This is a genomic window from Caballeronia sp. NCF2, assembly GCF_023631205.1.
Classification (GTDB): domain Bacteria; phylum Pseudomonadota; class Gammaproteobacteria; order Burkholderiales; family Burkholderiaceae; genus Caballeronia; species Caballeronia zhejiangensis.
The window spans coordinates 95,761-112,455 of the sequence record NZ_JALQDN010000065.1; the positions used below are offsets into that span (position 1 = coordinate 95,761).

The following is a 16,695-nucleotide window of genomic DNA, read 5'->3' on the forward strand; positions in this document are numbered from 1 at the left end:
AATACGTGAAGCCATGACGGACAAAATCATCGAGAGCCTGCAGGAGCGCTTGCGCGTGCTCGAAGCGCAGAACGCGGTGCGCAAGACCATCGCCCGATACATGGCGCTCTGCGATGTGCCGGCACGCGCGCTCGAAGGGGAATCGCTGACGGCACTCTTCAGCGATTACGCCGTGTGGGAAGGCATCGGTCCACAGTATGCGGACAAGTTCGGCCGCTTGGCGGGGCCGAACGCTATCGTCGCGATGCTGCAACGCTACCTGCCGCCCACGCCGCACTTCGCGACCAACGTTCACTTCCTGACGAGCGAGCATATCGAAGTACAAGGCGATACGGCGAAGGGCCGCTGGATCATGTTGCAGGCATCCGGATATGTCGATGCAAACGCCGAGCTCATCTCGGCGCGGCTCGATGTGGATTTCACTCCGTCGCCTCACGATGAAGACGTTTGGCTGATTCGCCACTTCCGCACCGAACGCCTTTTCGACGCGCCCTGGCAACTCAACCCCGCGCAAGGAGTCCGTGCATGAGCGCCTTTTTGCAGCAATTCGATCTCGCGACGCATGCCGCCGCGGATGCACCGACCATCGCGATCAAGGACAGTATCGACATAGCCGGCTATCCGACGACCGCGGCCAGCCGCGCACTCGCCGATGCGCCGCCCGCACCGCGCCACGCGCAAGTCGTGCAGCGGCTGCTCGATGCGGGCTGGCGCATTACAGGCAAGGCGAACATGCACGAACTGGCGTTCGGCATGACAGGCCTCAACGACTTCAGCGGCACGCCCGTCAATCCCCAAGATCCGGCGCGCATTCCCGGCGGATCGTCGAGCGGCTCGGCATCGGCGGTGGGGCTCGGGCTCGTCGATGCCGCCCTCGGCACCGATACCGGCGGCTCCGTGCGTTGCCCCGCGGCATGCTGCGGCGTGATCGGCCTGAAGCCGACTTTCGGGCGCGTGTCGCGTGAAGGTGTCGCGCCGCGCCAGACGTCGCTCGACTGTGTCGGCCCGTTTGCACGGGAGATGAACACGGTCATCGACGTAATGCTCGCAATCGATCCGTCATTTCAGGGCGGCCGTGCGCGCCGCGACGTGACAGCGATACGCGTCGCGTTGCCCGATGTGCAAGCCGAAGGTCGGATCCGCGACGCGGTGGCGAGCGCGGTCGCGCGCAGCGGACTCGCGTCGCGCGCCGTGCAGCTCGAATCCATTCAGGATGCGTTCACGGCCGGTCTCGCCGTCATCAACGCCGAGACGTGGCGCGCGTTCGGTCATCTCGTCGGCAGCGGAAAGCTTGGCCCGGATATCCTGGCGCGGTTGAGCGCCGCCGCGAACACGCCGGTATCCGAGCTCGATGCAGCCGAGCGCATACGTCGCGACTTCACGGACGAGGTCGATCGCGTGCTGGCGGACGCCGACGTCCTCATTCTTCCGACCATGCCATCGCTGCCGATCACGATCGAGGCCGCGCGCGCGGGCACTCCGGTGATCGCAATGTCGTCGCTTATCCGGCCTTTCAACCTGAGCGGACATCCGGCGCTTACGTTACCGGTTCCGGTTGAAGGGGCGTCGCTCAAGGCGGGATTGCAGATTGTCGGCCGCAAAGGCGATGACGAGACGGTGTGCGCGGTGGCCGCATACATCGAAGCGATGCTCGCTCCGCATGCGTAACGAGCCGACGAGCCGTGCGCCTCTCAACGCAAGTTCGAGTCGAGCGGCAGACGCACGGTGAAAGTCGCGCCCTGCCCGCGTCCGGCGCTCGCAACATCGACCGTTCCGCCGTGCAGGCTCAGGATGTTCTTGACGAGCCACAGTCCGAGCCCCAGGCCGCCGACGCGTCCGCTCGACTGCGGCGCGATCTGCTGAAAGCGGTCGAAGACGTCCGGCAGCGCATCGGGTGCAATGCCGCGCCCCGTGTCCTGAACGGTCAGCACCGCCTGGCCGTCCGATGTGCTCACGGAAATGGACACGCTGCCCGCGTCCGTGAATTTCACCGCGTTCGTGAGCAGATTCCAGACGACTTGCTCGAGGCGGCTTTCATCCGCCATGACGATGCACGGCTCGACGTGCGGCGTCTGCAATCGCAGGCCCTTGTGCTCCGCGGTCTTGCGGATGTCTTCGACGACGTTGAGCGCGAGCGCACCGATATCCACCGGCTGCAGATGAACCGAGAGCTTGCCGGTAACGACCGCGCCGCTATCGAGCAGATCGTCGACCATATGCGACAGCTGGCGGCCGTTGCGGCGGATCGCTTCGCCCGCCCGCGCGACGTGTGAAGGATCGGCGACGACCTGCAGCAGTTCCGCCCACGAGACGATCGCGTTCAAAGGCGAGCGCAACTCGTGACTGACGGCCGCGATGAAATGATCCATTGTCTTGGCGAGCGCTTCGCTGCGCTCGCGCCCCGAACGTTCCTCGCCGGCCGTCGCGGACAGCTCGAGCTCACGTTCCTTGCGCGACGTGATGTCGAGCGTGAAGCCCATCACCGACTGCATGGTGCCGTCGTCCGCGAACTGCCCTGTGCCGCGAATCAGGACCCAGCGCCGGCCACGCGCTCCATCGATGCATCGTTCGCACTCGAAGCTTCGTTTGGCTTGCAGCGCCTGCCAGTGCTCCGCAACCGGATCGGGCTGCTCGATGAACAGCTTTTGCCGATCCAGCCCGGCGATGTCCGGCAAGCCGAGATCTTCGACGCATTGTTCGCTGCAATGCACCGCGCCCGTTCCGACGTCGAGCTCCCACGCGCCCACGCCAGCGAAAGCCAACGCCCGTTCGAACCGAACGCGATGATCGTGCAGGCGCTGCTCGGCTTCTCTCGCAAGAATCTGCCGGAGCCGCGCGTGCGAGCGCAGTCGCGCTTTCTCTCGCCGTTCCGTGCGCGTCGCCAGCGTGTGCATCGTGACGTCATCGAAGCGCAGCAGGATGAGCGGCGGTTCATCGGCGGTCGCGGGAAGATGCGAGACGTGAATCTGCCAGTACCGCGACGGCTGTTCGTGCGTGGCGGCGCGATCCGGCGTGTCCAGGCTGAAAGCGGGCGAGAGGCGTCGCTGACCCGGGTGCAGATTCGCCACGAGCGCGCGGATCAGATGTTCGCATTGCCCCAAAGCCGTTTCGGTCTCGCCGAACATCGCAAGCCATGCCCGGTTCGCGAACACGACTCTCAGGCCCTGATCGAGCATGAGATACGGCTCGATCAAGCGGTCGAAGATCGCCCGGTCGGCCGTGCCGACAGCGCTCGCTTCCGCCGAACGGGAAGTCGAGTCGGTCATCGGAAGAGCCGTGGTGATGTTGCCAGAGGACGCTTCGTCACGATCGATCCTCTCCTTGTCCAAATCCCTGCGTGAGTTCGGCAACGGTCTTCAGGAACTGGTCCATCGAGGCCGGTTTTCTGAGCAAGGCGTTCCAGAGAACGATGCCGCTTGGCCGAGCCACATGGGCGGACGTATGCAGCACGATGGGAATCGCCGCCCATTCCGGCCGCTCGCGAACGGCCCGGCACAATGCCTCTCCGTCCATGCCGGGCATCATCAGGTCTGTGATGAGCAGGTCGGGCACCGAGCGTTGCATCGCGGCAATGGCCTCTCGTCCATCGCGCGCGCGCTCCACCTCGTAGCCGGAATATTCGAGCGCGAAGCTCCACGCTTCGAGCAGATCAGGTTCGTCATCAACGAGAAGGACACGCGTCATGGACCGCTCACAGCCATACAAAAACGGTTGGAATCCCGGCGCGGGACTGAGTCAAATCCTCAGTATCCTGCTTGTTCGTCACTACGGCTGGCCGCGCAATCCGGCGCCGCCTCTTTCAACATGCAATGTCACCAGTTCGATCAGACGATACGGCGGATAAGGCTTTTGCAGTATTGCCGCGAACAACGCCCGATCGGCCGGATCGATCGCGTGCGGGGCGGCGCTGCACAGGACGATCGGAATCCGCCGGAAGTCATCGTCGCCGCTGAGCGCTCGCGCAAGGTCCACGCCTGAACCGACGGGCATCATGAAATCCGTCACCACGAGCGACGGTCTGATGCGCTGAATCGTCTGCAACCCGTCCGCGCCGTTCGAAGCAGCATGCACGACGTGCCCCAAGTCCTGCAGCAGGAACTTCAGGAAATCGGTAACGAGAGGTTCATCGTCCACGACGACAAGATTAGCCATGCGCGCAGCCTGGCTATCGTCCGCTCGCGTCGTCGCCCATTGCGCCTCGCGCCGTGGACATCGTTCCCGTGACGTGCAGCCCATCGCCGAGTCCGGAAATCTGCACTTCCGCGGTCGATGTATCGAAGAGGCTGTCGCGCACCTTGAGCACCGTGATGCTGCGTCGCAAAGGACCACCCGCCGCCTGATGGCGCATCTCGATCACATTGTCGATCTGCGACAGGATTTCCGGCGATGGATTGGTGCGCCACGGCCCCGACAGTTCCTTCGTTTCCCAGGTGCACACCGTCGTCACGCCGATCGCGCGCAGTTCGTTGCTCAACGCGGCGAAGAATTCGACCATGCGATGCGGATCGACGGTCGCGCGTTCGAAACCGGCGAGGCCGTCGATGAACAGACGTTCTGCGCGCGTCGTGCGAACCGCGTCGAGCAGCTCGTAGGCGAGCTTGTCGAGAAGATTTTCGGTGAGCGGGCGCCACAACATGCACAGCGCCTTCTTTTCGACGAGCGTTTGCAGATCGAGACCCAGTGCCTTCGCTTTCGCGTACAGCCGCTCCGGCGTTTCATAGAAACCGAAATGCACGGCAGGCCGCTCGACGGTCGCGCAGTTGAGATAGCCGATTCCGAAGGTCGTCTTGCCGCTGCCGGCTGGCCCCACCACGACGGACATCGAGGCGGCAGGCAAACCGCCGCCGAGCCGTTCGTCGAGCCCGCCCGTACCCGTGGCGACCTTCGTCAACCCGACGGTCTCTTGCGTGGACGGTCGAGCGAGAGCGGCTTCGAGGCGAGGGAATACGGCGATGCCGCGCTCCGAAATTTCATAGAGATGCAAGCCGCTCAGCGCACGGCTGCCGCGCGATTTCGCAACGCGAATGTGCCGTACGGTGCGCGACCCGAACAGGTTCTCCTCGAGGTGCAGCACGCCATCGACCATCGTGTGTTCGGGACTGGATTCGTCGATCCGGGCACTGGTCAGGAAGAGAACCGTGCAACCGGTGAACGCAGCATGACCTTGCAATTCCGCGACGAAGGTCTTGATGTCCAGATTGGTTTCGCTGCTTTCGCGGGCATTGAGCAATCCGTCGAGCACGAGAATGCTGGCCTGCGTGCGCGCGAGCTCGGAGCGCAGCAATGCGACCAGCGCATCGAGTCCCTTCTCGCGAAGCGTGCGAAAAAGACTGAGGTAAGTCAGATCCTTGCCGAGGCGGCTTGCATCGTAGAAACTCAGCGCCGATAGCGACTGGAACAGCCGGTCGTGCGATTCCGCGAGCAGCGTGATGTAGAGAACCTTGTGTCCCTGACGGGCTTGCGCAAAGGCAATCTGATTGGCGAGGATGGTTTTTCCCGCTCCCGGCCGTCCCTGCACGATATAAGACGAGCCCGCTATCAGTCCGCCGTCGCAGATATCGTCAAGTCCCGGAACTTCGCTGCGTAGCCGCGCGAGTTTGTCCATTGCGTCGATCCATTATGTTGGGTGGCAAGCCGGGCATCGCTACCCATTTGCCGCCGCCGTTCCGTACCTGTCGGTTCCGATCCCGCCACTTCAGGTCGGCAGTGTACTCGAAATGACAGGGCAAGACGACGCTCCGGCGTTCCCGTCTCGCAGGCTCGACGTCGAGCGCGTCAGTCTTCTGCGTCGATCATGTCGTTGATTTTCAGCACGAGTTCTTCGATCGCAAACGGCTTCGTCAGCAGGTGCGCGCCCTCTTCGACCCTGCCGTTGCCGAACACCGATTTCTCCGCATATCCCGTCATGAAAAGGACCGGCAAGGCAGGCCGCCTGAATCGCGCCCGGTCCACCATCTCCTTCCCGTTCATGCCCGGCATGCCGATGTCGCTAACCAGGATGTCGATCTCCGCGTTCGAATTGAGGATGTCGAGCCCGGACGGACCGTCGCTGGCTTCGATGACATTGAAACCCGCATCCTTCAGCACTTCGGTGCAGCCCAGGCGAATATCGGCTTCGTCATCGACGACAAGCACCGTGCGCTGCTTTCCGACAGCAGGCAGGACGATCGTCGCCGGCAAATCTTCGGCTTCCGGTCTCGAATCCGTCAGTCGCGGCAGATAGATGCTCACCGTCGTGCCCTTGCCGACCTGCGACTCGATCGACACTTTGCCCCCCGACTGACGCGAAAATCCGTACACCATGGACAAGCCCAGGCCCGTGCCCTGCCCCAAGGGCTTCGTGGTGAAGAACGGATCGAACGCCTTGTCGATGATTTCCGCTGCCATGCCGTATCCCGTGTCGGCGACAGCGATCACGACGTAATCGCCATCGCTCAAACCGTGCAGGCGCGCAAGGCGTCCCTTGAAGGAGACGTTGTTCGTGCGGATCGTCAGCGTGCCGCCCGCGGGCATGGCGTCGCGTGCGTTGATGCACAGGTTGAGCACGGCGTTCTCCAGTTGCACCGGGTCGCTCAACGTCGTGTGCAGGGTTTCTTCGAGCCGCGCATTCACTTCGACGGACGGTCCCAAGGTGCGCCTTATCAGATCGAGCATGCCGTCGATCAGGCGGTTCGGCGAGATCGCCTTGGGGTCGAGCGTTTGTCTGCGTGCGAAGGCAAGCAGCCGATGCGTCAGCGCGCCGGCTCGCTGCGTCGCATCGTGCGCGCTTTGGACGAAGCGTTCGATGTCGGCGAAACGGCCCTGGCGCATGCGCAGCTTGGTCAACTCCATGTTGGTGTTGATGACCTGCAGCAGGTTGTTGAAGTCGTGCGCGATGCCGCCCGTGAGCTGACCGATCGCCTCCATCTTTTGTGCTTGCCGAAGCGTTTCTTCGGCCGTCATCAGCTCTTCGGTGCGCTCGGCGACCCGCCGTTCCAGAAGCTGCGCGGCGTCCTTGAGCTCGTCGAGATGCCGTTTCGTCTGAAGCTGCCGTGCGCGCGCGCGAATCAGACCGCGCGCCACGCTTTGAAGCACTTCCGCGGTCAACGGGCGTGCGAGCAACGTGACATTGCCGAGCGCTTCGAAGAGACGCCAGCGTTGCACCGTGCTCGGACGATCGCCCGGCACCGTCAGAATGCAGATAGGAATGTCCGACCACGGCGGCTGTTTTTCGAGGCAGTCGGCAAAATCGCCCGACGGCGCCAGCTCGGAAAGCGACTCTTCGGTCAACAGCAGCCCCGCGATGCTCATGCCGTCGTTTTGCCGAAGCTGTTTGCAGATATCGGCCAATGTGCCGATTTCGAGCGCATCGATGCCGCCGGCGCGCAGCGTCTCGACGATGATCCGCGCATCCTGTCCGACCGGCGCGAGCACCTGCACCGTCGTCGGCGCTTCGTCACGCATCATGACGCGTCAGCCGGTTGGTCGCCCTCGCCGATCAAGTCTTCGCGGGCGCCTTCGTAGGTCGGAACGCCGGTGAAAATGCCGCGCAAGGTTTCGAGCGGTGGCCCGACTTCCACGCCAATCGACGAAAGCTGATATTCGTGGATCGCGTTGTCGTGCAGGCCCGTTCGCTGTTTGATGACCGAAAGTGCGCGCCGCAAACGGCCCGCGGCTTCGAAAAAGCGCAGAAGCAACACGGTGTCGCTGAGGAAACTGAGGTCGATCGGGTTCTGGACATCGCCGACCACGCCCTGTTGAGCGAGCACGATGATCGTCACGACGCCGCGCCGATTCAGATAGGTGAGCAACTCATGCAGATGCAGCACGAGCGAACGCTCTTCCGGCATCGTGCTCAGATACGAATTGATGCTATCGATGACGACCACGCGAGCGTTGCGGTCTTCGACATCGCGGCGCACGGCCCACACGAATTCGCCCGGCGAGAGACGCGACGGGTTCATCCGCCGCCACGAGAATCGCTCGCTCGCCATGGCCTCGTCCGCGCTCAGGCCCAGGCTGTGGCCGCGTCGCAGGAATGTCTCGTAGGTCTCATCGAACGAGAAGTAGGACGCAAACTCGCCGTTGTTCGCGCTCGACAGCGCATAGCTCAAGGCGATCGACGATTTTCCCGCACCCGATGGACCGATCATCATCGTGGTCGTCCCGCGATCGAGTCCGTGGCCGAGAATGCGATCGAGGTCCGCGAAGCCGCTTTCGAGCGGCGCTCCGCCGGGAAGACTCGCATGTTCGTCGGCGATCAGGCTAGGAAACACGAGCACTTCTCCCGGCACGAGCATGTAGTCATGCCATCCGCTCTGGAAGTTCATGCCGCGCATTTTTGCGACCCGCAGCCGCCTGCGCGCGGCGCCGTAGTCGCGCTCGATCAGTTGGAGCGTGATAACGCCATGGACAAAACTATGAAGTTCTCCGTCCTCTCCGCTCAGAAGGTCGTCGAGAAGGATGGCGGTGACCTCCCTTCCCTGCATGAAGCGCTTGAGTTCGAGCATCTGCCGCCGGTAGGCGAGCTTGTTTTGCGCGAGCATGTGCAACTCCGACACGCTGTCGATGACGACCCTCTCGGCGCCTGTCTCCTCCACGCGGCGGATGATCCGTTCGATGGTCCTGTCGAACTCGACCTCCGACGGAAAGAGCACCGTTTGCTGACGCGATGCGTTGGCCTCGTCCGGTATCAGTTCGAAGATATCGATACCGGACATGTCCCAGCCATGCGTGGCTGCGGCGCTTCGAAGCTCCTGCTCCGACTCCGAAAAGGTGACATACAGGCACTTCGCAGCTTTCTCGACGCCCGCAATGAGGAAGCGCATGCCGATCGTGGTTTTTCCAGTGCCGGGCGCCCCTTCGACGAGATGCAGCCGATGCGTCGGCAGCCCGCCGCGCAGAACGACATCGAGTTCGGGGATTCCTGTCTTCGTGAGCGGCAGTGGAACGATCTCTGGCATAACCGACCTTTGAGTGGTGTTTTTTACCTCCTAGCAATTTTTCGGCCTTGAAGAGTTTGGTCGCCAAGTCAGCTTGCTTTGCGAAAAGCACGGCTGAAACGGCAATTTCGCGCGCTCAGGACTGGACTGTCCAGTCTTCGGTCGGCGCGGGCAGAGAGCGATACGCGGGCTTCGCGAAGAAATATCCCTGCATCAGCGTGACGCCCTGCGCGAAGAAGAAGTCCCGCTCGCCACGGGTTTCGATGCCTTCGGCGATCACGCGGATGCCGAGATCGCCGCACATGGACAACACGCCCCGCACGATGCTCTGCCGCACCGAATCCGTGTCGATTCCGCGCACCAGTTCCATGTCGAGTTTGATGAAATCTGGCTGGAATTCGGCGAGCAGCGTGAGCCCGGAGTAGCCGGCGCCGAAATCGTCGATGGCGGTCTGAAAGCCGAAGCGTCTGTACGCACGAAATATCTCGACCAGATGCGAGCGGCTGATGACGCTCTCGCCCTCTACGGTCTCGAAGATGATGCGATCGGTCGCGAACTTGAATTTCTCGGCCGCCTCGAACGTGCTGCGGATACACGCTTCAGGCTGATAAACCGCGTTCGGCATGAAATTGATCGACAGGAATCCGCTCATGTCGAGCGACGCGGCCTGTTCGATCGCCACGGTGCGGCAGCGTTGATCGAAATGGTAGCGATTGGCTTCGTCGACCCGCGCGAGCACCGATCCCGCCGATTCGCCGTTCGGGCCGCGCACCAGCGCCTCATGGGCATACGCGACGCCATTGCGCGTATCGACGATAGGCTGGAACGCGAAGGCCAGATCGATGACGTCGCTATCGGGGACGCGGCAACCCGTGCACTTGTGCGACGCATCGCCGTGCGCGAGCTGGATGGCTGGCTTATCTTTCATGAATTTTTCGGATCGCGCACGCGGCGCACGTTTTGACTAGTCTTTATCGACACGAATCGACATGGGCTTTACACCCCGGACGAGAAACCGTGCGCTGCACAGTCGCGCGCCATGTCGCGGCGCGCTCCCGCTTTACTCAGTTCTTCCACCCGCCGAACTGCGCGATGTCGACCACCGGCAGCCGCTTGCGCGGCGCTTGCTCCCGTTCGGCCAACGCGTCGGACAGCACGCCTACATCGCCATGATGCGCAACCGAGATCACGGCGAGCGGCGTGTAGCGCTCCGCGATGCCGAACGCGTCCCGCAAGGCCTTCGCGTCGAAGCCGCTCATCGAATGGGCGGCGAGGCCGCGCGCATGCGCCTCGAGCAGCAGCGCCAGCGCCGCGGCGCCGGTATCGTAGCTCGCGTTCGGATTGACCTCGCCCTTGGCGTTGAGCGTATCCGCGAGCACCGCGATCAGCACTTGCGCGTTCCGGTTCCACGTCTGGTTGAACGGAACCAGCGTGGCGAAGGCGTCCTCGAATGCGGCAGCGTTCCGGGTCTTCTCGAACACGAGAAAGCGCCAGGGCTGCACGTTATACGCCGATGGCGCCCAGCGCGCCGCTTCGAGCAGCGCAAGCACATCGGCGTGCGCGACGGGCTGTTCGCCATAGGCGCGCGGACTCCATCGTCCGGCGAGCAAAGGATGAATGTCGATATCGGTCGGTGCGGGTCGGTGCGTCATGGATTCTGGCGATCGAAATAAAAAAGGGCTTCCAGCATAAGCCGTGCGGCGCGAACGCGATATGACTTCCCGTGCTGATTAAATCGGCGCCGACGATAAGCCGCCTTCCCGCGCCGCGGGCATGTACACGCATATCCTTAGCTCGATTCGTGCTTTCCGCTTGGCGATCCGGGCGACTATCATGGTCAGTCTTAGCCGCCCGCTGAATAGTCGCTGAGCGCTGTTCCGCCTTATCCGGAGTTGCTATCTTGTCCCGTATCGAACCCATTCGCCGGCCGCTCGTGGTCGGCATCGGCGGCACTACGCGCCCTGCATCGTCCACCGAACGCGCGCTGGGCTTCGCGCTCAAAGGCGCGGAAGAATCCGGCGCTCGCGTGCGCCTGTTCGGCGGCGCATTTCTGCACAGCCTGCCCCACTACGCGCCCGAAACGCGCGATCTCACCGACGCCCAGCGCGAACTGATCGAAGCCGTGCGCGACGCCGATGCGCTCGTCATCGCGACGCCCGGTTATCACGGCGGTATCTCCGGGCTCGTGAAGAACGCGCTCGACACACTCGAAGAACTGCGCAACGACGAGCGCCCTTATCTCGACGGCCGCGCGGTCGGCAGCATCGTCACCGCTTATGGCTGGCAGGCGGCGGGCACGGTGCTGACCTCGCTGCGCTCGATCGTGCATGCGCTGCGCGGCTGGCCGACGCCCTTCGGCGCCGCCGTCAACACGCTGGAAACGCGCTTCGAAAGCGCCGACCATTGTTCCGATCCGAAGGTCGTCGAGCAGTTGTTTACCGTCGGACAGCAGGCGTCGAACTTCGCACTCGCGTTCGCTTCGCACCGGCCGGATGCGTGGCATGCAGTGACTCGCGAAGTCGCGCTCGCACAGCGCTGAGGCAGGCAAGACGTCGAAAGCATACGGTCGATCCGTGCGCTTCGACGATGGACGATGCTTGGTATCCCGACGCACGTTCCGCGCGATGCCGCGCGCATCAGCCGCGCGCGAAGAAACGGTTGGCCGGCCTCGGCAAGCCGAGATGCTCACGCAGTGTCGAACCCTCGTAAGCGCGACGGAAAATGCCGCGCCGCTGCAACTCCGGCACCACCTTGGCGACGAAATCATCCAGGCCCGCGGGCAGATACGGGAACATCACGTTGAAGCCGTCGCTGCCTTCCTCGACGAGCCACTGTTCCATTTCGTCGGCGATATCCGTCGCGGTGCCGACCATCTGCAAGCCGGAATAGCCGCCGACACGCTGCGCCAGTTGCCGCACGGTGAGCCCCTCCGCGCGCGCCATGTCGATGACGCGTTCGCGCGCACTTCTGCTCGCGTTGGTTTCGGGAATCTCGGGCAACGGGCCGTCCGGATCGAACGACGAGACATCGTGGCCGAGCGCGATCGACAGCGACGCGAAACCGCTGTCGTCATGCACGAAAGTGTCGAGCAATGCGCGCTTTTCCTGCGCTTCGTCACGCGAGTCGCCCACTACGACGAACGCGCCCGGCAGTATCTTCAGATGCTCGCGCGCGCGGCCTGCGCGCTCCATCCGGCCTTTGACATCGGCATAAAAGCGCTTGCCCGCGGCGAGATTCGGCTGCGCGGTGAAGACGGCATCGGCGGTTTCGGCGGCGAGCTGCCTGCCCGCTTCGGACGATCCCGCCTGCACCACGACCGGCCAGCCCTGCACCGGCCGCGCGATGTTCAGCGGCCCGCGCACCGACAGATATTCGCCCTTGTGATCGAGCACGTGCAGCTTCGCGGGATCGAAGAAGAGGCCGCGTTGCGTGTCCTGCACGAAGGCGTCGTCGGCCCAGCTATCCCAGAGACCGGTAACGACATCGTAGAACTCGTGCGCGCGCCGATAGCGCTCGTCGTGCTCCATGTGTTCGTCGCGGCCGAAATTCAGCGCGGCATCCGGGTTCGACGTGGTGACGAGATTCCAGCCCGCGCGCCCTTCGCTCAGATGATCGAGCGATGCGAACCGCCGCGCGATGTGATACGGCTCGTCGAACGTCGTCGATGCAGTAGCGATCAGGCCGATGCGCTCGGTCACCGAAGCGAGCGCGGACAGCAGCGTGAACGGCTCGAACGATGTCGCCGTGTGGCTGCGCTTGAGCGCGTTGACCGGCATGTTCAGCACGGCAAGATGATCGGCCATGAAGAACGCATCGAAGCATGCTTTCTCCAGCGTCTGAACGAACCGCTTCAGATGTCGAAAGTTGAAGTTCGCATCGGGATACGCGCCGGGATAGCGCCACGCGCCGGTGTGCAGGCTCACCGGACGCATGAATGCGCCGAGATGGAGTTGTCGGGACTGTGGCATCGCGTCGATGAATGAAGGAGTGGCGAACCGCGTCAACTTACTCCAACTCGCGCAAACACGCTCGATCGCGCTGACCATTTGCAAATCATGCGACGGGACATATCCATAGCGCCCGATATTATTTGCCGCGCACGCGCCGCGCCTCTAGCATCGGCTTCTTTCAACCAGCCTGCCTGTCCATTCGTGAAGATCAAGCATTCATTCAAGACTGTCCTGTTCCCGGTCCTGCTCGCGTGCGCCGTCGTGAGCGCGCAGCCGTCGTTCGCGGCGAACCAGACCGTGCGGGTCGGCATCATGTCCGGCGAGGACGAGGATGTCTGGCGCACCGTCGCGGCCAACGCCGCGAAGCGCGGCATCACGGTCAAGGTCACGACCTTCTCCGACTATACGCAGCCCAACGAGGCGCTCGCGCAGCACGATCTCGACGCCAACTCGTTCCAGCACAAGCCTTATCTCGATGCGCAGATCCAGGCGCGCCATTACGACATCGTGCCGGTCGGCTTCACCTATGTGCAGCCGATCGGCCTCTACTCGCGCAAGGTGAAGTCGGTGGACGCGCTGCCGCAGAACGCGTCGATCGGCGTGCCGAACGACCCGAGCAACGAAGGCCGCGCCCTGCTGCTCCTGCAGGCGAACGGCGTCATCAAGCTGCGCGAGAACGTCGGCCTGCTGCCGACCGCTCGTGACATTGCGAGCAACCCGAAGCATGTGCAGATCAAGGAACTGGACGCGGGTATCGTCGGCCGCGCGATCGGCGATGTCGACGCCGCCGTCGTCAATACCGATTGGGCGATCAAGGCGGGCATCCAGATTCCGCAGGAGCGCATCGCGCAGGAAAAGGTGACGAACAATCCGTATCGCAACTTCATCGCGGTGAACGCGAAAGATGCGCAGGCGCCGTGGGTCAAGGCACTGGTCGAGAGCTATCAGCAGGCGAATGTCGCGTCGTCGATTCTTTCCGTGTATCACGGGGCGACGTTGCCGGCGTGGGAAGACGCGCCGCAGCATTGAACGCGACGGCGAAGCATCGCCGATCATCGGGACGCGGGGCCTGTTTTCGGAAGGAAACAGGCCCCGGCTTCATAGTGTCGCCGGATCGCGGCCCGCAAAGAACTGTTCGTCCGGCACCACATTCAACGCGATGGTCAGCCGGTTCGCATAGTTGAAGAACGCCGATATCTCCAGCACTTCGGTCACCGCCTGCTGCGTGAAGCCGATCGAGCGCAGCCATTGCAGATGCTCATCGCGAATGCTGCCCGGCTCGCGCGTGAGGCGCTCCGCGATCTCCGCGAGCGCCGCCTCCTTCACGGACAGCCGCACATGGCGAAAGCCCTGCGCGATGCGCTGCGCACGCACGGTATCGCCCGAGACGGCCGCCAGCGCCTGCGTGTGATTGAAAACGCAATAGCTGCATTCGTTCACGGCCGACGTGACCACCGCGATCAACTCGCGCTCGGCTGCCGTGAGATGGCTGCGGTGCGGATCGAATAGATGCTCGTAGAACGTGACGAGCCGGTACGCGGTATCGGGGTTGACGGAAAGCGCCGCAAGCCAGTTGGGCACGAAGCCATACTGACGGCGAAACTTCGCGTGGATCGCCGCGACGTGCGGCGGCAAGCGGGCCTCGTCGGGCAAGCCGAAACGGGAAACCGGTTCGCGTATTGCATCGGCATCCGAATTCAGCTGATCGGCGAACGGATCTGAAGGTGCAAGAGTGGACATCGTATGGAGTCTCCTGGCGCTATGTTCGGGCATCCAAATTAACGCACTCGCCGACGAGCGGTGTGACTGATTTTTCATAAGCTAATCGGTGTTTGGACACATCGCGCTCGCCGAATTGCAAATCGCAAATCGATATTGGATCGCACGAAAGATCGCTGCGCATAATGAGCCGCAGCTTCTCTTCACTCCTTCCAGGCGAGGCATGTGACATGGCAGAAGTTCTGAGCACTGAGACGCACGTCATCGGACGGCTCGATGTTCCGACGCACGATGCGCTGAGCGACGATCTCCGGCAACTGGTCGAGCAGCACGGCGGCGACAACTGGATTCGGGCGCTGTCCCTGAATGCCGATACCGCGCGCCGCTTCACGCAGTACTTCGAGAAACTTTTCAGCGCGACGGGCGGACGACTGCCGCTCGACGAGCGCGAGCTGATCGCGGTGATCGTGTCGCGCACGAACGGCTGCGGGCTGTGCGCAATCCATCACGCGCATGCGCTCGGCGAGGCGCTCGGCGACCGCGTGCAGGCCCGGCGCATTGCGCTCGACTATCACCTCGCGGATCTGTCCGCGCGGCAACTGGCGCTCGCCGAAATCGCCGAGACCATCACGACATCGCCGCGCGCGATTACCCGTAAGGACTTCGACCGCCTGCGCGCGCTCGGCCTCGACGACGCCGATATCATCGAAGCGATCGAAACCGCGTCGTGGTTCAACCATACGAACCGCATCTTCATCGCGGCCGGCGTCGTGCCCGACGAGAAGTATTTCTCGGCGCTCGCGTAATGCCGATCCCGCATCCGCACACAGGAGAGTTTCGATGAGCGCCGTACTCGAACCCGTCATCGCGTCGCCCGCGCCGGTTGATGCCTCGCATCTGCTGTCCGACGCGCTGCTCGATGCGATCGGCCAGCGCGCCGCCGGTTATGACCGCGAGAATCGCTTCTTCTCCGACGACCTGCGCGATCTTCACGAAGCCGGTTTCCTGCGCGCCACGGTGCCGATCGAAATCGGCGGACTCGGCCTCACGCTGCCGCAACTGCTGCGCGAGCAGGTGCGGCTCGCGGCCCGCGCGCCATCGACGGCGCTTGCGCTGAACATGCATCTGTACTGGGTCGGCGCGGCGCTGCATCTGTATCGGCGCGGCGACAAGTCCGCGCAATGGATTCTCGAAGAAGCGGGCGCGGGCAAGGTGTTCGCGGCAGGCCATGGCGAGCCGGGCAACGATCTCGGTCTCGCGTGGTCGTCGGTGAAGGCGACGCCGTTGCCGGACGGCGGCTATCGCTTCGACGGCCGCAAGATCTTCACCTCGCTCGCGCCCGCATGGGACTGGCTCGGCGTGCATGGCATCGACGACTCCGATCCGCAAGCGCCGAAGATCGTGCATGCGTTCATCCGGCGTGACGCGGCGGGACATCGCACGGTGCAGACCTGGGATGCGCTCGGCCTGCGCGCGACGCGCAGCGACGATACCTGGCTCGAAGGCGCCATCGCGCCGCGCGACAAGGTGATCCGCGTGCTGCCCGCGGGCATTCCCGACGATCCTTTCGTCGATGGCATTCTCGGCGCGGTGCTGCCCGGTCTCGGCGCGGTCTATTACGGCATCGCGAAGCGCGCGTTCGACATCGCGGTGGAATCGGCGAAGCAGCGTGCATCGCCGGCCATCGGCGGCAAGACTTATGCGTACAAGCCGCTGACGCAGCAGGCGGTCGCGCAGGCGGCCATCGAGCTTGCGAGCATCGAGGCGCTCGTCGAGCGCGCGGCCGAGCGCTGGTGGACGGGTTATGGCGAAAGCGAACCGTGGATCGCGCACTTGCTTGCGGCGAAACAGCATGCCGTCGATGGCGCGTTGCGCGTGGTGAACCTCGCGCTGAAGATCGCAGGCGCGGCTTCGCTGTCGCGTCATAGCGAGCTGGAACGGCTGTATCGCGATGTGCGCGCGGGCGCGTTTCATCCGCCGAACGCGGATGCGGCGCATGAAGTCATCGGTCAGGCTTGGCTCGGGGTGCTCGGTCAGGCGTGAGCGTCGCGGCGCATGGTTGACTCTTCCATGCGTTGCGCGCTTGAACTTCTGCATTCAGGCTT

The 16,695-nt window shown here is 63.5% G+C and carries 16 protein-coding genes; 6 read left to right on the top strand and 10 right to left on the bottom strand.

Features of this window, described 5'->3' with window-relative positions; all coding sequences use genetic code 11:
• The first annotated feature begins 13 nt into the window (after positions 1–13).
• Together NCS02_RS26235 and NCS02_RS26240 are read left to right on the top strand one after the other, a co-directional pair.
• Positions 14–529, top strand: coding sequence for a nuclear transport factor 2 family protein (locus NCS02_RS26235; RefSeq protein WP_250520053.1), 516 nt, complete (start codon positions 14–16; stop codon positions 527–529).
• On the top strand, positions 526–1,668 hold the full coding sequence (locus NCS02_RS26240; protein WP_250479199.1) for an amidase: 1,143 nt from the start codon (positions 526–528) through the stop codon (positions 1,666–1,668). The genes NCS02_RS26235 and NCS02_RS26240 overlap by 4 nt, the downstream gene beginning before the upstream one ends.
• A 23-nt stretch (positions 1,669–1,691) precedes the next feature.
• Here NCS02_RS26240 and NCS02_RS26245 read toward each other — a convergent pair whose 3' ends face one another.
• From NCS02_RS26245 to NCS02_RS26280, 8 genes are all read right to left on the bottom strand, one after another.
• Entirely contained in the window at positions 1,692–3,266 is a 1,575-nt protein-coding gene (locus NCS02_RS26245) for a sensor histidine kinase (protein WP_250441470.1), read from the bottom strand.
• Positions 3,267–3,303: 37 nt separating this feature from the next.
• Entirely contained in the window at positions 3,304–3,684 is a 381-nt protein-coding gene (locus tag NCS02_RS26250) for a response regulator (RefSeq protein ID WP_008346733.1), read from the bottom strand.
• Positions 3,685–3,765: 81 nt separating this feature from the next.
• Positions 3,766–4,152, bottom strand: a complete 387-nt coding sequence (locus NCS02_RS26255) for a response regulator (protein WP_250456952.1) — start codon at positions 4,150–4,152, stop codon at positions 3,766–3,768.
• 13 nt (positions 4,153–4,165) lie between these two features.
• Positions 4,166–5,605 (bottom strand): ATPase domain-containing protein, encoded by a 1,440-nt coding sequence (locus tag NCS02_RS26260; RefSeq protein WP_008346736.1) that lies wholly within the window; start codon positions 5,603–5,605, stop codon positions 4,166–4,168.
• Positions 5,606–5,775: 170 nt separating this feature from the next.
• Complete coding sequence (locus tag NCS02_RS26265; RefSeq protein WP_250507764.1) at positions 5,776–7,446, bottom strand: ATP-binding protein; 1,671 nt, start codon at positions 7,444–7,446, stop codon at positions 5,776–5,778.
• A complete protein-coding gene (locus tag NCS02_RS26270; RefSeq protein ID WP_250520054.1) occupies positions 7,443–8,942 on the bottom strand; it encodes an ATPase domain-containing protein in 1,500 nt (499 codons plus the stop codon). The genes NCS02_RS26265 and NCS02_RS26270 overlap by 4 nt, the downstream gene beginning before the upstream one ends.
• A gap of 115 nt (positions 8,943–9,057) precedes the next feature.
• On the bottom strand, positions 9,058–9,849 hold the full coding sequence (locus NCS02_RS26275; protein WP_250479202.1) for an EAL domain-containing protein: 792 nt from the start codon (positions 9,847–9,849) through the stop codon (positions 9,058–9,060).
• A 136-nt stretch (positions 9,850–9,985) separates the two neighbouring features.
• Positions 9,986–10,573, bottom strand: a complete 588-nt coding sequence (locus tag NCS02_RS26280; protein ID WP_008346743.1) for a nitroreductase family protein — start codon at positions 10,571–10,573, stop codon at positions 9,986–9,988.
• Between the two features lie 248 nt (positions 10,574–10,821).
• On the opposite strand from NCS02_RS26280, the gene NCS02_RS26285 reads away from it, so the two are divergent.
• The gene (locus NCS02_RS26285; protein ID WP_033535800.1) at positions 10,822–11,460 is read left to right on the top strand and encodes an NADPH-dependent FMN reductase; all 639 of its coding nucleotides are present in this window, start codon (positions 10,822–10,824) and stop codon (positions 11,458–11,460) included.
• Positions 11,461–11,557: 97 nt separating this feature from the next.
• On the opposite strand, the gene NCS02_RS26290 is transcribed toward NCS02_RS26285, so the two are convergent.
• The gene (locus NCS02_RS26290; RefSeq protein WP_250437293.1) at positions 11,558–12,889 is read right to left on the bottom strand and encodes an LLM class flavin-dependent oxidoreductase; all 1,332 of its coding nucleotides are present in this window, start codon (positions 12,887–12,889) and stop codon (positions 11,558–11,560) included.
• A gap of 183 nt (positions 12,890–13,072) precedes the next feature.
• On the opposite strand from NCS02_RS26290, the gene NCS02_RS26295 reads away from it, so the two are divergent.
• Positions 13,073–13,900 (top strand): MetQ/NlpA family lipoprotein, encoded by an 828-nt coding sequence (locus NCS02_RS26295; RefSeq protein ID WP_008346747.1) that lies wholly within the window; start codon positions 13,073–13,075, stop codon positions 13,898–13,900.
• A gap of 69 nt (positions 13,901–13,969) precedes the next feature.
• Here the strand turns inward: NCS02_RS26295 and NCS02_RS26300 are convergent, their stop codons facing one another.
• The gene (locus NCS02_RS26300) at positions 13,970–14,611 is read right to left on the bottom strand and encodes a peroxidase-related enzyme (protein ID WP_175981605.1); all 642 of its coding nucleotides are present in this window, start codon (positions 14,609–14,611) and stop codon (positions 13,970–13,972) included.
• A gap of 209 nt (positions 14,612–14,820) precedes the next feature.
• Between NCS02_RS26300 and NCS02_RS26305 the strand changes: the two genes are divergently transcribed.
• Both NCS02_RS26305 and NCS02_RS26310 read left to right on the top strand, forming a co-directional pair.
• Entirely contained in the window at positions 14,821–15,396 is a 576-nt protein-coding gene (locus NCS02_RS26305) for a peroxidase-related enzyme (RefSeq protein ID WP_250520055.1), read from the top strand.
• Between the two features lie 34 nt (positions 15,397–15,430).
• Positions 15,431–16,633: an acyl-CoA dehydrogenase family protein gene (locus NCS02_RS26310; protein WP_250479204.1), complete on the top strand. Its 1,203-nt coding sequence runs from the start codon at positions 15,431–15,433 to the stop codon at positions 16,631–16,633.
• Positions 16,634–16,695 lie beyond the last annotated feature (62 nt).

Coding starts and splice junctions, on each gene's coding strand:
- NCS02_RS26265 (WP_250507764.1), bottom strand. CDS start 7,446: ATGATGCGTGACGAAGCGCCGACGACGGTGCAGGTGCTCGCGCCGGTC.
- NCS02_RS26280 (WP_008346743.1), bottom strand. CDS start 10,573: ATGACGCACCGACCCGCACCGACCGATATCGACATTCATCCTTTGCTC.
- NCS02_RS26300 (WP_175981605.1), bottom strand. CDS start 14,611: ATGTCCACTCTTGCACCTTCAGATCCGTTCGCCGATCAGCTGAATTCG.
- NCS02_RS26290 (WP_250437293.1), bottom strand. CDS start 12,889: ATGCCACAGTCCCGACAACTCCATCTCGGCGCATTCATGCGTCCGGTG.
- NCS02_RS26240 (WP_250479199.1), top strand. CDS start 526: ATGAGCGCCTTTTTGCAGCAATTCGATCTCGCGACGCATGCCGCCGCG.
- NCS02_RS26250 (WP_008346733.1), bottom strand. CDS start 3,684: ATGACGCGTGTCCTTCTCGTTGATGACGAACCTGATCTGCTCGAAGCG.
- NCS02_RS26310 (WP_250479204.1), top strand. CDS start 15,431: ATGAGCGCCGTACTCGAACCCGTCATCGCGTCGCCCGCGCCGGTTGAT.
- NCS02_RS26260 (WP_008346736.1), bottom strand. CDS start 5,605: ATGGACAAACTCGCGCGGCTACGCAGCGAAGTTCCGGGACTTGACGAT.
- NCS02_RS26245 (WP_250441470.1), bottom strand. CDS start 3,266: ATGACCGACTCGACTTCCCGTTCGGCGGAAGCGAGCGCTGTCGGCACG.
- NCS02_RS26270 (WP_250520054.1), bottom strand. CDS start 8,942: ATGCCAGAGATCGTTCCACTGCCGCTCACGAAGACAGGAATCCCCGAA.
- NCS02_RS26235 (WP_250520053.1), top strand. CDS start 14: ATGACGGACAAAATCATCGAGAGCCTGCAGGAGCGCTTGCGCGTGCTC.
- NCS02_RS26255 (WP_250456952.1), bottom strand. CDS start 4,152: ATGGCTAATCTTGTCGTCGTGGACGATGAACCTCTCGTTACCGATTTC.
- NCS02_RS26305 (WP_250520055.1), top strand. CDS start 14,821: ATGGCAGAAGTTCTGAGCACTGAGACGCACGTCATCGGACGGCTCGAT.
- NCS02_RS26275 (WP_250479202.1), bottom strand. CDS start 9,849: ATGAAAGATAAGCCAGCCATCCAGCTCGCGCACGGCGATGCGTCGCAC.